Origin of the sequence: Streptococcus sp. NSJ-72 (assembly GCF_014334035.1) — a bacterium.
Classification (GTDB): domain Bacteria; phylum Bacillota; class Bacilli; order Lactobacillales; family Streptococcaceae; genus Streptococcus; species Streptococcus constellatus.
Genome location: NZ_CP060489.1, coordinates 1,284,892 through 1,298,088 on the forward strand (window position 1 = coordinate 1,284,892; position 13,197 = coordinate 1,298,088).

General features: G+C 36.0%; 16 protein-coding genes. 4 read left to right on the top strand and 12 right to left on the bottom strand.

Features of this window, described 5'->3' with window-relative positions; all coding sequences use genetic code 11:
- Nucleotides 1-7: 7 nt before the first annotated feature.
- Both H8787_RS06280 and H8787_RS06285 read right to left on the bottom strand, forming a co-directional pair.
- Nucleotides 8-475 carry a deoxycytidylate deaminase gene (locus tag H8787_RS06280; RefSeq protein ID WP_006267890.1) on the bottom strand — a complete coding sequence of 156 codons (468 nt, stop codon included), beginning with the start codon at nucleotides 473-475 and terminating at the stop codon, nucleotides 8-10.
- A gap of 16 nt (nucleotides 476-491) precedes the next feature.
- Complete coding sequence (locus H8787_RS06285; RefSeq protein WP_037596974.1) at nucleotides 492-1,076, bottom strand: TetR/AcrR family transcriptional regulator; 585 nt, start codon at nucleotides 1,074-1,076, stop codon at nucleotides 492-494.
- A 132-nt stretch (nucleotides 1,077-1,208) separates the two neighbouring features.
- Here H8787_RS06285 and H8787_RS06290 point away from each other — a divergent pair, with 132 nt between their 5' ends.
- On the top strand, nucleotides 1,209-2,054 hold the full coding sequence (locus tag H8787_RS06290; protein ID WP_037596973.1) for a DegV family protein: 846 nt from the start codon (nucleotides 1,209-1,211) through the stop codon (nucleotides 2,052-2,054).
- A gap of 235 nt (nucleotides 2,055-2,289) precedes the next feature.
- On the opposite strand, the gene H8787_RS06295 is transcribed toward H8787_RS06290, so the two are convergent.
- The 4 genes from H8787_RS06295 to eno form a co-directional block, all read right to left on the bottom strand.
- Nucleotides 2,290-3,021 (bottom strand): DUF3307 domain-containing protein, encoded by a 732-nt coding sequence (locus H8787_RS06295; RefSeq protein ID WP_006267731.1) that lies wholly within the window; start codon nucleotides 3,019-3,021, stop codon nucleotides 2,290-2,292.
- Nucleotides 3,014-3,691: a SatD family protein gene (locus H8787_RS06300; protein WP_003068981.1), complete on the bottom strand. Its 678-nt coding sequence runs from the start codon at nucleotides 3,689-3,691 to the stop codon at nucleotides 3,014-3,016. The genes H8787_RS06295 and H8787_RS06300 overlap by 8 nt, the downstream gene beginning before the upstream one ends.
- 151 nt (nucleotides 3,692-3,842) lie before the next feature.
- The gene (locus tag H8787_RS06305; RefSeq protein WP_187327693.1) at nucleotides 3,843-4,586 is read right to left on the bottom strand and encodes an NAD-dependent protein deacylase; all 744 of its coding nucleotides are present in this window, start codon (nucleotides 4,584-4,586) and stop codon (nucleotides 3,843-3,845) included.
- A 77-nt stretch (nucleotides 4,587-4,663) separates the two neighbouring features.
- Nucleotides 4,664-5,968: a surface-displayed alpha-enolase gene (eno, locus tag H8787_RS06310; RefSeq protein WP_003068974.1), complete on the bottom strand. Its 1,305-nt coding sequence runs from the start codon at nucleotides 5,966-5,968 to the stop codon at nucleotides 4,664-4,666.
- Nucleotides 5,969-6,142: 174 nt separating this feature from the next.
- On the opposite strand from eno, the gene H8787_RS06315 reads away from it, so the two are divergent.
- The gene (locus H8787_RS06315) at nucleotides 6,143-6,595 is read left to right on the top strand and encodes a DUF1694 domain-containing protein (protein WP_037597249.1); all 453 of its coding nucleotides are present in this window, start codon (nucleotides 6,143-6,145) and stop codon (nucleotides 6,593-6,595) included.
- 11 nt (nucleotides 6,596-6,606) lie between these two features.
- Nucleotides 6,607-6,930, top strand: coding sequence for a nuclear transport factor 2 family protein (locus H8787_RS06320; protein ID WP_187327694.1), 324 nt, complete (start codon nucleotides 6,607-6,609; stop codon nucleotides 6,928-6,930).
- Nucleotides 6,931-6,985: 55 nt separating this feature from the next.
- Here H8787_RS06320 and H8787_RS06325 read toward each other — a convergent pair whose 3' ends face one another.
- From H8787_RS06325 to H8787_RS06350, 6 genes are all read right to left on the bottom strand, one after another.
- Nucleotides 6,986-7,735, bottom strand: coding sequence for a PHP domain-containing protein (locus H8787_RS06325; protein WP_187327695.1), 750 nt, complete (start codon nucleotides 7,733-7,735; stop codon nucleotides 6,986-6,988).
- A 213-nt stretch (nucleotides 7,736-7,948) separates the two neighbouring features.
- Nucleotides 7,949-9,142 carry an MFS transporter gene (locus H8787_RS06330; protein WP_262350618.1) on the bottom strand — a complete coding sequence of 398 codons (1,194 nt, stop codon included), beginning with the start codon at nucleotides 9,140-9,142 and terminating at the stop codon, nucleotides 7,949-7,951.
- A gap of 115 nt (nucleotides 9,143-9,257) precedes the next feature.
- Entirely contained in the window at nucleotides 9,258-10,604 is a 1,347-nt protein-coding gene (asnS, locus tag H8787_RS06335; RefSeq protein ID WP_115263192.1) for an asparagine--tRNA ligase, read from the bottom strand.
- A 78-nt stretch (nucleotides 10,605-10,682) separates the two neighbouring features.
- Entirely contained in the window at nucleotides 10,683-11,000 is a 318-nt protein-coding gene (locus H8787_RS06340) for a VOC family protein (RefSeq protein WP_187327697.1), read from the bottom strand.
- A 2-nt stretch (nucleotides 11,001-11,002) separates the two neighbouring features.
- Complete coding sequence (locus H8787_RS06345; protein ID WP_187327698.1) at nucleotides 11,003-12,181, bottom strand: pyridoxal phosphate-dependent aminotransferase; 1,179 nt, start codon at nucleotides 12,179-12,181, stop codon at nucleotides 11,003-11,005.
- A complete protein-coding gene (locus H8787_RS06350) occupies nucleotides 12,178-12,666 on the bottom strand; it encodes a DUF5590 domain-containing protein (protein WP_187327699.1) in 489 nt (162 codons plus the stop codon). The genes H8787_RS06345 and H8787_RS06350 overlap by 4 nt, the downstream gene beginning before the upstream one ends.
- An 84-nt stretch (nucleotides 12,667-12,750) precedes the next feature.
- Between H8787_RS06350 and H8787_RS06355 the strand changes: the two genes are divergently transcribed.
- The gene (locus H8787_RS06355; RefSeq protein ID WP_020997807.1) at nucleotides 12,751-13,197 is read left to right on the top strand and encodes a MarR family winged helix-turn-helix transcriptional regulator; all 447 of its coding nucleotides are present in this window, start codon (nucleotides 12,751-12,753) and stop codon (nucleotides 13,195-13,197) included.

The following is a 13,197-nucleotide window of genomic DNA, read 5'->3' on the forward strand; positions in this document are numbered from 1 at the left end:
CTAAAAGTTATATTAAATCAATCTCCGAAATTGCTTCTTTTACTTTTTCAATTGGCAAATGTACTAGCTCGACTTTCTTTTCGCTATATAAATAACGCGCATAATCATCCATACGGTATTGATTGATATACACCACTCGCTTGCAACCAACTTGTAAAAGCTGCTTAGTACAATTGAGGCAAGGGAAATGCGTGACATAAACAGTGAAACCTTTCGGGATTCCACGCTCTGCACCCTGTAAAATCGCATTCACTTCTGCATGTAAGGTTCTCACACAATGCCCATCAACCATCAAACATTCATGATCAATACAGTGCTCCGTTCCTGAAACAGAACCATTATATCCTGTTGAAATAACTTTGTTCTCCTTTACAATAACCGCTCCTACACTTGCTCGCTTGCAGGTTGAGCGATTAGCAATCAAGAGAGCTTGCGCTGCAAAATATTCATCCCAAGCCAATCTTTTTTTAACCATGTTACACCTCATTGTCTTATTCGTCGCTCGATTTACCATTCTTTCGCTGCGGAAAAAGCGGAAGTCCGAGCGATGCAATCTTCTCTGCTGGAACCCTCATACCGTCTTTTATCCATTTAATCAAAACAGAAACCACCGCCGAACTCCAAAAAGAATTCATGTATGTTGAAGCCTCTTTTCTGGAATAATTTTGTTGCTCTAACATATCAAACACAGCACTTGTCAACAGTTTTTCTAAATTGTAGTCTATCGCTAGACTAACAATTCGAGCTTCTTTTTTGACTTCTTTAAACAAAAACAACCATACTTGATAAAGTTCTGTTCTCATATTAAATTGTTCCAATTTATCTGTAATCTTTTGCACTGTTCGTTGAAAAATTTCTTGTAAAATCTCTTCTTTTGAATCATAATTTCGATAAAAAGCTGCACGTGAAACGCCTGCCCTCTCTACTAATTCAGAAATAGTAATTTTAGTCAACTCTTTCTTTTCCAATAATTGCAATAAAGAAATCTCTAATGATTCTTTTGTAATTCGATTCGATTCCTCATTTGATATTTTTAAATTTTCTAAGGATTTTTTCGATATTTTACGTTCCGACATAACATTTTCTTTCTACGTGTAACAACCGACTGTAAAGGCTTTCTAAGGCAGAGATTTCATGATATAATTGTAAAAAAAGACAAAACTTTTGTCAATGTCTAACTAATTTACTACCCAATAAAGGAGAATTTAATGACTTGGAAAATTGTAGCTGATTCAGGTTGTGATTATAGAACTATCGAAAATATTGCTGTTGACACCTTATTTGAAAATGTTCCTTTGAGCATTCAAGTAAACGATGAAATCTTTATAGATAATGCACAACTCAATATTGATGATATGATGAAAAAAATGTATGCCACTTCTTCTGCTTCAAAATCAGCCTGTCCTAGTCCAGATGACTACATGAAGGCTTTTGATGGCGCTTCAAATATTTTTGTGGTTACTATTACAGGAACCTTATCAGGAAGTCACAATAGCGCGCAAGTTGCTAAAAAACTCTATCTCGAAGAACACCCCGATGTGAATATTCATATTATTGATACTCTTTCTGCAGGCGGCGAGAATGACTTGATTATCAAAAAACTGAATTTTCTTATTGGTCAAGGTTTGAGTTATGAAGAAGTCGTGACAGAAATTACAGCCTATCAAACCAAGACAAAATTACTTTTCGTTCTTGCCAAAGTTGACAATCTCGTTAAAAATGGTCGACTAAGCAAATTAGTCGGAGCCGTTGTAGGATTACTTAACATCCGTATGGTAGGCGAAGCTAGCCAAGACGGGAAGCTAGAGTTACTTCAAAAGGCACGTGGTGCAAAAAAATCACTCATTGCAGCTTTTGATGAACTTATAAAAGCGGGCTATGCAGGTGGGCAAATCATTATTGCTCATCGAAATAATCTTAAGTTTTGCCAGCAATTTTCCGAAATGGTGCGAGAAAAATTTCCTCAAGCTGTTATTGAAGTTATTCCAACTTCTGGCCTGTGCAGTTTTTACGCCGAAGAAAATGGTCTCCTCATAGGTTATGAAATTCAATAATGTAACAAAAGGAATTAGACAGGTGACTATGAAACGAATATAATCTGAGAAGATTACGTATACGACGGAATAAAATTGAAAATTTTTAGCTCCTAGTTTCACTCCTGCAAAGGTTGAACCGTCTGAACGGATCAGCTCAGTAACCTCTATTACAAATACTTTGAGCAATAAACCACTGCGTCCTTGGTTTATTGCATCATATACTTTGAAGCTGGGAATTTTCGTCCCAGTTTTTTTATAAATAAAGCAAACTAAAAACAATGAGCACACTAATCATGCTAAAAAGTGAGCCAATGAGGTAATATTCCGCAAAGGACTGGCTTTCAGAAATTTTGTTATAGCGAGCAATTGACTTGGCGGTAAAAACTAAACCAATCGAGGCAAATTGTCCAAATGCGAGGGACAAAGCCATAATATAACGCTCTAAAATCCCAATCATTGCACCTGCACCTGCTATGGTATCTTGGTCATTCCCATTTGACTGATATTTGCTAAAGAAAAACTTAAATAAAATATTAACAGGTTTTCCAACGATAGCCAAAAATAGAAACATCTGAGCTACTAGAACACTATTTTTAAGCCAAAGTGGATAGGTTTTACTCGCCAATACGGTATAAAATAGGAAAATGCAAATGAGATGAAGTAGTTGGTCAACGATAAAAGCTTGTTTGGTACATTTCTTTTTCTCTATAAAAATATTGAGCTTGTACTTCAAAAAGTCAATAACTACATGACTAAGCCAAACCGCAGCAAAATATAGGCTATTTTTTGGGAAAAAGACACTCAAAATCAGTAATGGAAGAAAAACGATGATCAAATGTAATATTAAATATGGGAATTTCCGACTTTTTAAGTCGGCTATTTTTTGACTCTGCCATTGAAAATCAGCTAAAACATGAGCTATCAACGTTAATAATAAGATTGGATTTTGCAAGAAGAAATCTGAAAACCCCCACAACTTAGACATACCTACTCTCCTCCTTTGCTATCTCTTTTAATATCTGATTCATAGCAACTCGTTTATTTCTGAGATAAATTTTTAGACCACTTGCCTTGATACGTTTATTAAAAGCACTTGGAGTAATACCGAGCAATCTTGCCATTTCTTTATGCGAAAATGTTTCATCGTATATATTTTCAGCCAGTAATTGTTTGAGTACATCATATTGAACTTCTGTCCACTTGGACTGAATAAAAGAACACGCAGCTAACATAGCATTGACAGTCCAACTAACTTCTTCATTTGCCAAAAAAACTGAAATGTGATTGATGCCATAATCATTCTTATCGTGGATATGGTTAATGGCTTCTCTCGCCAACCAATATGCAGGACCATCAGAACCTATACTTTGTTCTTTATTGATCTCTGTAATCATATCTCCAACACCAATACCGAATCGAATTTCATAAGGAGCAAATGCAACGGAAAGCTGATCTATGATTTGAAATATATAAGAATTTGGTGAAAATAAGGCTTGAAATTCATCTCCAGTTGTGACTGTAAAGGGAGAAACTAAATAATTTTGATATTGCTGATTCAACTCTTTCATCAATTGTAATAAGTGCTGTTGCACCTGTGCTCGATCTTGTATTTTTTTTGATTCAATAATATCGCCAATAAGAGCAATGTACATCATTTTCTCACCTCTTTTTATCTATTATAACGGAAATTTTTAAAATTTTCCATTATAAAGGACATTTTATAAAATTTCCGTTATAAAGGACATTTTTAAAATTTTACTTTTTTAAAAAATACAGTTAAATGCCATACATTCACTGATTTTCGAATTAATTATCCGTTAATTTCCATACCTTACTTAACACTTCTCCAATCTTGCCCTTGATGACTAAATTAGCTTGATTATCTTGTACCGTATTACTTTTATTGATAAGGACTAGCTGCCGTCCTTGAAAATAATGAACCAAATTCGCCGCTGGATAAACAACTAGCGAGGTCCCACCAATGATGAGTAAATCAGCTCGACTAATAGCTTGAATAGCTTGAGAAAAGACGTCCATATTTAGCGATTCCTCATAAAGAGTCACATCTGGCTTAACTATGTAACCGCAAGTCTCACAATAAGGAATAGTTCCAGATAATCTCAAAAAATCCTCTAAGTCATAAAAACGATGACAGTTGGTGCAATAATTTCGGTCAACACTACCATGAATTTTCAATACATTTTTGCTTCCCGCTATCTCGTGTAAACTATCAATATTTTGCGTGACAATCGCTTTTAATTTCCCTGTCTTTTCTAGATGAACTAAATAATCATGGGCTACATTTGGTCTGGCATCCGGATAAATGAGATATTTTTTGTAAAAGTCAAAAAACTGTTCTGGATAGCGTTCAAACATCGTATGGGAAACTAGTTGCTCTGCTGTAAAATGCTGGTTTAACTCAATATTGTAAATACCATTTGAGCTGCGAAAATCCGGAATACCAGATTCAGTTGAAACACCTGCACCACCAAAGAATACAATATTTTGACTACTTTGAATAATATAAGCCAGTTCTTCAATTTTATCCATATTATCCTCCTAAAATTTATCGATACAATAAAGAAAAAATCGACTAGTTTCACTAGCCGATTCGTATTATAACTGAATTATTTTGACAAGTTATAGAAAGATTTCAAACCACGATATTCAGCTACTTCACCAAGTTGGTCTTCAATGCGAAGCAATTGGTTGTATTTAGCGATACGGTCTGTACGTGAAAGTGAACCAGTCTTGATTTGTCCTGCGTTAGTTGCGACTGCGATGTCAGCAATTGTTGAATCTTCAGTTTCACCTGAACGGTGTGATACAACAGCAGTGTAACCAGCTTCTTTCGCCATTTCGATAGCGTCAAATGTTTCAGTAAGAGTACCGATTTGGTTAACTTTGATAAGGATTGAGTTAGCACAAGCTTCGTTGATACCTTTTTCAAGATAAGAAGTATTTGTTACGAAGAAGTCGTCACCAACAAGTTGCACTTTCTTACCAAGACGTTCAGTAAGTTTCTTCCATCCATCCCAATCGTTTTCATCCATACCATCTTCGATAGTGATGATTGGGTATTTGTTTACTAATTCTTCAAGGTAGTCAATTTGTTCATCAGCTGTACGAACTGCAGCTCCTTCACCTTCGAATTTAGTATAATCATAAACTTTACGTTCTTTGTCGTAGAATTCTGATGATGCACAGTCAAAACCAAGGAATACATCTTTACCAGGAACATAACCAGCAGCTTCAATGGCAGCAAGGATTGTTTCTACACCGTCTTCAGTTCCATCAAAACGAGGAGCAAATCCACCTTCGTCACCAACAGCAGTTTCAAGACCACGAGATTTAAGGATTTTCTTAAGAGCGTGGAAAATTTCAGCACCCCAACGAAGAGCTTCTTTGAATGTAGGTGCACCAGCAGGTACAATCATGAATTCTTGGAAAGCGATTGGAGCATCTGAGTGAGAACCACCGTTGATGATGTTCATCATTGGAGTTGGAAGAACTTTAGTATTGAATCCACCAAGGTAGCTGTAAAGTGGGATTTCAAGGTAATCAGCAGCAGCACGTGCCACAGCGATAGATACACCAAGGATTGCGTTTGCACCCAATTTACCTTTATTTGGAGTACCATCAAGTGCAATCATTGCACGGTCAATAGCTTGTTGATCGCGAACGTCATAACCAATAACTGCTTCAGCAATAATATTGTTTACGTTGTCAACAGCTTTTTGTGTACCAAGACCACCGTAACGAGATTTGTCACCATCACGAAGTTCAACTGCTTCGTGTTCACCAGTAGAAGCTCCAGATGGAACCATACCACGTCCGAAAGCACCTGATTCAGTATAAACTTCTACTTCAAGTGTTGGGTTACCGCGTGAGTCTAGGACTTCGCGAGCGTAAACATCAGTAATAATTGACATTTTTTACTCTCCTTTGAGTTATTTTATTTACATTCCTATCATACCTTAAAAATCGGTTTTTTTCAAGGAAAAATCGTGTCTTTCTATGAAATTTACGATAATTTTCTGTGTAAGCGTTTTATATTTCCGAATGTTTCTTGGATAAATTTCAAAAAAGTATGTTATACTAACTTTATGACAGATATAAACAAAGCAATAATCGAAAAAGCTCAAGGGGGATTAAAATTAAATCCTGATGAGCAAAGAAAATTTTTAGAAACATTTGAAGAACGGGTCATAGCAGAATGTAGCATTGATGAGGCTAATAGTGCTCCTATCCACGACCACTTTAAAGAAATGTTGCAAAAGATTATCTTGGACTATCAGCCTGTAACTGTGAAAATATCTCCTGCGGTCACCAGTCAATATCAAATTTTTTACTTAAAAATAGCAAAAGATCTCGGTTGCAAAGCAACAATCGTGTCTAGTAACTGCAAAAATTCTCCATTTGGATTGGTTATTCATAGCGATCATCCAGTAGAGATTACCGAAAAAGAAATCCTTATCCAATTTTCTGAACTTTTCCAATCAGATTTATCCCAACAAGCAGAAAAGAAACTTTCTTTTTGGAAAAGGTTGTTTCATTAAGGAAGTCGCTAATGACAAATTTAGAAACATTAACCTTGTTCTTTCGAGCGGAAAATCAAAGAAATTGGAAAACTTGCCAAAAATTTTTACATACTAAAATCATCTGGGAATTGCATGAGCAAGAGGTTTCTATTATTCATGGAATAGAAGATTACCTTTATAAGATTCAGCAAGCCTATCGGCATAACACTGTTCAATTTTCCCGTTTACATACTTTTTCAACAGATGAAAATCGGATTGTTACTATTCTCAAAAATGATTTTAGTCAACTATCCTATGATATTTTTGAGTTTGAAAATGGTTTAATTGTCAGAGAATATAAATATTTGCTATGATCATTTTTGAGAAACAAACGTATAAGGTTAGGGAATAATATCCTAGCCTTATTTTTTATAATAACTCTGCTTCGCCTATACCAAATGCCGTTAGGATTTGCTTGATTTGGTCGAAATTCAAGCGAAAATGTTCTAACGTATGGGCATCAGAGCCAACAGAATACTTTGTTCCGCCCAATTCTTTCACCAAAGATAGAGCATAGATATAAATATCTTCGTGATTGTAGAGATACATAGACTTGCAATTCAGTTCAAAAGCCAAGTTGTGCTCTATCATTTTCTGAAAAAGGGCACGAAGTTGAGGTTCAAAGTTTTTTAGTTCTTCAACTGTCACATTAAACTTGCGAAAACCATTGTCAAAATGAGCCAAAACATGAGCCGGAATACTTTCAACGGCTTCTTCTAATTCTTTTAAATAATCTGGAATCCATTGCATTTTTTCCAATTGCAAAACAGGAGCTTCTAAGTAATCGAATTTCCCATTGTGATGAACAGATAAAAGTTTCAAATCATAATCTTTATCTTCTAAAAAAGCCAAAGTATCTTTCTTACGTGGTCTATAATAGCCTATTTCAATTCCTTTTTTGATTCGATTTCCATATTTCTTATTGAGAAAAGCTATTTTTCTAGAATAAGACTTATAATCAGGAATATCATCGTGAGGAGAGCCTGCATTATACGGATAGGGATTAGATAAATCCAGATGTTCAGTCGTCACAATTTCTCCATCATAATGTTCCAAGTAATCTCTAAAATCAGTATCTGAATCGTAAGAAAAGTAAGTATGAAGATGATTGTCACGCATAATATTTTTCCTCCTATCGTTCCATTAAATTATACCAGAAACTTAAAAAATATCGTTTCTAGTTCCATTATCTATTTCTATGGTCTATGAATAGTAATACCGTCATTTACAATTCCTTACCACAGAGATTGATTAAGTAACAAACCAATCTGTCCATGAAATTTAGCTCATAAAACTTATATTTTATCAATAAATATAGCCTAAGGTAAAAAATTAATTTTCGATTGTTTTCAACTGTTTACGAATCCTTTGTAAAACGATAATTAAAGGTAGTACTAACACTATCAGTACCGTTCCCAAACCAATAAAAGTCGAATTGAAGCCAAAACTGTCAATCAGCCAACCAACAATCGGAAAAATGATAATCATGCTTAAACTGAACATCATTGAAGTAACGCTTAACATGGTCGCTCTGACTGAGTTTGGTAAATACTGTTGCAAATCATTGTAAAAAATCGGTTGATACATGGCATACAAAGCATTTGTCGCTAAATAAACAAGGATATACATAAATGGAGTTTCCAAAAACGACAGAATATAAGCTCCCCCTGTTAAACTGACAACTACTGGAAAAATCCGAAAAGAATGCCATGTTTTCCCAATCTTACTGGCGATAGAAACTGCCAAAATATTTAAGACGCTGCCAATTAACATAACTGTCGAAATTTGCCATCCAGCTAAATCTGGTAATTGTTTCTGATAGTAAAAATAAAACATACACATCATTGTTCCAACGAATTGGAAAATCATCATCCACGCAAAAAGACTCGGACTACTTTTCATTTCTTCTTTTACCGTCAGGATTATTTTCTTCATCGTAACCACTTTATCTGTTTGCCTTTTCATATCTGGTTCCTTTATTAACCAAATCAAGATTAAAACAACAATCGAAACTGCAATCATAATATAATAAGTGACATACAAATATCCATGTACAAACAATCCAGCTAATACTGTTCCTAAAGAAATCGCTGCTTCTGAAACACCTGATATCAAGCTTGATAGTTTCAAATAACAATCTTTTAAGTCCGCTTCTACTGCAGAATCATATAAAAGTGCAGAGCTCGTTCCTGAATCAAAATTATAGGACAAAGCATTGAAAATCATTGCCAGAGCATAAATCCAAAAGTTTCCCTGCCCTATCAACATCAAAATAGATGACAAAATACTTGTTAAACGGCTGATATACAGATTAGCCTTATAAGAAAACCTGTCTGCTAACATACCTGACAGAATTTCAAAAATGATCCCAGTTGCATGAAAAATACTCTCTAACAGACCAATTTGCAGTAAAGACATCCTGTTTTGGCTGAGAAATAAAATCCAAAAACTTGTAATACCTAAAAATCCTAGAAACTCCACTCCAGCCATGAGAGGAATATTTCTTTTGTAACTTCTCCTAAACATAAACATATTTTTTCCTTGAATAAGAAGAAACTGAACACTTCATCTCATTTTCTTACTTAGTCGTTTTCCATATATTTTATTTCTAAAAAAACGCCAACAGGCGTTTTTACATTTCTTAAGGTTCAATTCTGTGAAGCATACGTGGAAACGGAATGGCTTCACGAATGTGTTTCGTTCCTGCGACAAATGTCACCATTCTCTCCAAGCCAAGTCCAAATCCAGCATGAGGAACCGAACCATATTTACGCAAATCAAGGTAAAAGGCATAATCATCAGGATTGAGACCGTTCTCCTTAATCTTCATTAGTAGTTTTTCATAACTTTCTTCACGGGCTGAACCACCAATGATTTCTCCATAGCCTTCTGGCGCCAAAAGATCTGCACAAAGTACACGTTCTTCGTTTCCGGGAACAGGTTTCATGTAGAAAGCCTTGAAACTGGCAGGGTAGTTCACAACGAAAGTTGGAAGACCGAAATAGTTTGAAATCCACGTTTCATGTGGTGAACCAAAATCATCTCCGCGTTCGATGTGTTCATACTCTGCATCTTCATCATTTTCATGTTCTTGCAAAAGGTCAATTACTTCATCGTAAGAAATGCGTTTGAATGGTTCAGTTGCATATTTTTTAAGCAAATCTGTATCGCGTTCCAACATTTCAAGTGCATGTGGTGCACGATCCAAAACCCCTTGAATCAGAGCCTTCACATAAGCCTCTTGAAGATCAAGCGATTCTTCATGTGTAACAAATGGATATTCTGCATCCATCATCCAGAATTCTGTCAAATGGCGACGTGTTTTGGATTTTTCAGCACGGAAAACCGGACCAAAGTCAAATACACGACCAAGTGCCATAGCACCAGCTTCTAAGTAAAGCTGTCCAGATTGACTTAAAAAGGCAGGAGTTCCAAAATAATCTGTTTCAAAAAGCTCTGTTGAATCTTCCGCTGCATTCCCTGATAAAATCGGACTATCAAATTTGATAAAGCCGTTCCGGTCAAAGAACTCATAGGAAGCATAGATAATCGCGTTGCGAATCTGCATAATTGCCATTTGCTTGCGCGACCGAAGCCATAAATGACGGTGATCCATCAAAAAGTCTGTTCCGTGTTCTTTCGGTGTAATTGGGTAATCAACCGATGTAGCAATAATTTCAAGGTCAGTAACATCAAGTTCATAACCAAATTTTGAACGTTCATCTTCTTTGACAATACCAGTCACATAGACTGAAGTCTCTTGACTGATATGCTTAATTGTATTGAATTTTTCAAGCCCAGCTTCTTCACCAAATTTTTCAAGAAAGTTCGGTTTAAAAGCTACACCTTGGAAAAAGGCAGAGCCATCACGCAATTGGAGAAAGGCAATCTTTCCTTTTCCTGATTTGTTGGCAACCCAAGCACCGATAGTGACTTCTTCACCAATATGCTTTGGGACGTCAATAATGCTTACTAATTCTCTAGACATTCATTCATTTCTCTTTTCTTTTATTTTTTTATGATAAACAGTCTCAATATTGTTTCCATCTGGATTAATGATATAAGCTTAAGCTGCATAATAGCCAGGATGATAGTGGCTACGTTCACCGGGAGCACCATTATCCTTGCCACCAGCTGCCAAGGCCGCTTGATAGAAGTTATCAATTTCCTGAGGATTTTGAGCACTGAAGACAAAATGCTCAAGCTCTTGCTGACCAATATTCAACCAAAAATCACCGGTAGGATCCGCATTTTTTGGCTCTGAGAAACTTGCTACCCACTCGTTATCAAATTGAAGACAATAATTTAAAGGAGCTAAAGCTGCTTGATAAAAGAGTTTGCTAGCTTCTAAATCCTTTCCTTTGATACCAAAATGAGCAATCATTTTTATTTCTCCATGAAAGTTCTAATGCGACGAACAGCTTCTTTCAGAGTAGCCATATCTGTCGCATAGCTGAGACGAACATTCTCTGGTGCACCAAAGCCAGCACCTGTGACCAATGCAACACCTACTTCTTCTAGGACAGCTGTTGTAAACTCTGTTACATCTGTATAGCCTTTCGTTTCCATTGCTTTTTTAACATTTGGAAAAAGGTAAAAAGCTCCCTGAGGTTTTACAACATCAAATCCTGGTACTTCGGAAAGCAAAGGGTAAATGGTATTAAGACGTTCTTCAAAGGCTTGCCGCATGATTTCAACAGTATCTTGAGGACCAGTTAAAGCCTCAAGAGCAGCATACTGTGTTGCAGTCGTAGGATTTGAAGTTGTTTGTCCAGCAATCTTGCTCATGGCTGCAATAATATCAGGATCTCCAACAGCATAACCAAGCCGCCAGCCTGTCATTGAATACGACTTAGACACACCATTGATCACAATTGTTTGCTTGCGGATCGCTTCAGATAGACTCGAAATTGGTGTAAATTCATTTCCATTGTAAACCAAACGACCATAAATATCATCTGCCAAAATGAGAATGTCGTGCTCTACAGCCCAATTACCTATCGCCAACAACTCCTTAGCTGTATAAATCATTCCCGTTGGATTGGAAGGAGAATTGAGCACCAAAACTTTCGTTTTCTCTGTCCGTGCAGACTCTAATTGCTCAACAGTCACTTTGAAATGATTTGCTTCTGTCGCTTGAACAAAAACTGGTATCCCTTCTGCCATCTTAATCTGATCACCATAACTAACCCAACACGGTGTCGGAATAATTGCCTCATCGCCCGGATTGATGACACTCATAAAAAAAGTATAAAGGGAGAACTTTGCCCCCGTCGCAACAGTCACTTGATTTGATTTAATCGTATAACCATAGTATTTTGCAAAATACGCTACAATTGCTTCCTTTAATTCAGGCAGACCACTAGTAACAGTATAAAAGCTAGCTCTACCGTCTTTTATTGCAGAGACAGCTGCATTTTGGATATTCTTCGGAGTTGGAAAATCTGGCTCTCCCAAAGTCAGCGAAAGGATATCGCGTCCTTGTGCTTTTAAAGCTTTTGCACGCGCTGCTGCTGCTAGTGTCACGCTCTCTTCCATATTTAAAACGCGATTTGATAATATCATAGTCCCTCCTTACTGAGTAACCTTCCAGTTTCAAATTCAACATTGTAATAAGTTGTTCCAGATTTGATTTCCCAAATTGGTTGCTCTTTGATATAGCCAAATGTTACTTTATCAATTTGTTTGGCCCCATTATCTTTAGCGATTTTTTCTGCTTTCTCTTGACTAATTCCTTTAGACAACTCATAAGTATAGATTTTATCACTATCAGCTTCTATCAAAACAGCAAGCTGTGTCTTTTTGCGATTTTCCCCCAAAAGACTATAATAACTCTTTTTGCCATTATAGATAGCAAAGCGATCCACTTTATCCAAATCTGCGTATTGGCGAGCGATTTTACTAGCCGTTTCCTTAGCGGATTGATAAGGAATCATCGATAGATTTAAAATGTAAAGAAAAGAAAAAGTGAGAACAGCTAAAACTATCACGCTTCCGATAATATATTGCCATATAACGAAAATTTTATCATTTTTTCTTCTATTTTTCACTCGTCTATTATACTATAAATAAGGGTTTTTTTCTATCTTTTTCTAAAAATTGATTTTATTACTACTTATTGGTAAAATACAGATATGGATAAACTAACAAAACTTTTACAAGAAAATCGTCTTGATTTAAAAACAATGATTGTTTTAAATAAAGCAATTCGTACAATTCGACATTTTGAAAACCAAGCAGCAAAACAACATAATCTTACTCCCACTCAATTTTCCGTCTTAGAAACTCTTTATAGCAAAGGAAACTTACGCATTCAAGACTTAATTGATAAAATGCTTGCTACATCTGGAAATATGACTGTTGTTATTAAAAATATGATACGAAATGGCTGGATTTTTCGGACCTGTGACCCATCTGATCGACGTTCATTTTTAGTCGGATTGACCCCAGAAGGGCGTAGCAAAATTGAAGCAGTGCTTCCAGATCATATTCAAAATATCCAGCAAGGACTCAGCATTTTAACAGGGGAAGAGAAAGAAGATTTAATTCAGATTCTAAAAAAATTTAAAAATTTGAGCTAG

Excerpts from the sequence above, each read along its gene's own strand:
- H8787_RS06280 (WP_006267890.1), bottom strand. The coding sequence starts at position 475 with ATGGTTAAAAAAAGATTGGCTTGGGATGAATATTTTGCAGCGCAAGCT.
- H8787_RS06285 (WP_037596974.1), bottom strand. The coding sequence starts at position 1,076 with ATGTCGGAACGTAAAATATCGAAAAAATCCTTAGAAAATTTAAAAATA.
- H8787_RS06290 (WP_037596973.1), top strand. The coding sequence starts at position 1,209 with ATGACTTGGAAAATTGTAGCTGATTCAGGTTGTGATTATAGAACTATC.
- H8787_RS06295 (WP_006267731.1), bottom strand. The coding sequence starts at position 3,021 with ATGTCTAAGTTGTGGGGGTTTTCAGATTTCTTCTTGCAAAATCCAATC.
- H8787_RS06300 (WP_003068981.1), bottom strand. The coding sequence starts at position 3,691 with ATGATGTACATTGCTCTTATTGGCGATATTATTGAATCAAAAAAAATA.
- H8787_RS06305 (WP_187327693.1), bottom strand. The coding sequence starts at position 4,586 with ATGGATAAAATTGAAGAACTGGCTTATATTATTCAAAGTAGTCAAAAT.
- eno (WP_003068974.1), bottom strand. The coding sequence starts at position 5,968 with ATGTCAATTATTACTGATGTTTACGCTCGCGAAGTCCTAGACTCACGC.
- H8787_RS06315 (WP_037597249.1), top strand. The coding sequence starts at position 6,143 with ATGACAGATATAAACAAAGCAATAATCGAAAAAGCTCAAGGGGGATTA.
- H8787_RS06320 (WP_187327694.1), top strand. The coding sequence starts at position 6,607 with ATGACAAATTTAGAAACATTAACCTTGTTCTTTCGAGCGGAAAATCAA.
- H8787_RS06325 (WP_187327695.1), bottom strand. The coding sequence starts at position 7,735 with ATGCGTGACAATCATCTTCATACTTACTTTTCTTACGATTCAGATACT.
- H8787_RS06330 (WP_262350618.1), bottom strand. The coding sequence starts at position 9,142 with ATGTTTAGGAGAAGTTACAAAAGAAATATTCCTCTCATGGCTGGAGTG.
- asnS (WP_115263192.1), bottom strand. The coding sequence starts at position 10,604 with ATGTCTAGAGAATTAGTAAGCATTATTGACGTCCCAAAGCATATTGGT.
- H8787_RS06340 (WP_187327697.1), bottom strand. The coding sequence starts at position 11,000 with ATGATTGCTCATTTTGGTATCAAAGGAAAGGATTTAGAAGCTAGCAAA.
- H8787_RS06345 (WP_187327698.1), bottom strand. The coding sequence starts at position 12,181 with ATGATATTATCAAATCGCGTTTTAAATATGGAAGAGAGCGTGACACTA.
- H8787_RS06355 (WP_020997807.1), top strand. The coding sequence starts at position 12,751 with ATGGATAAACTAACAAAACTTTTACAAGAAAATCGTCTTGATTTAAAA.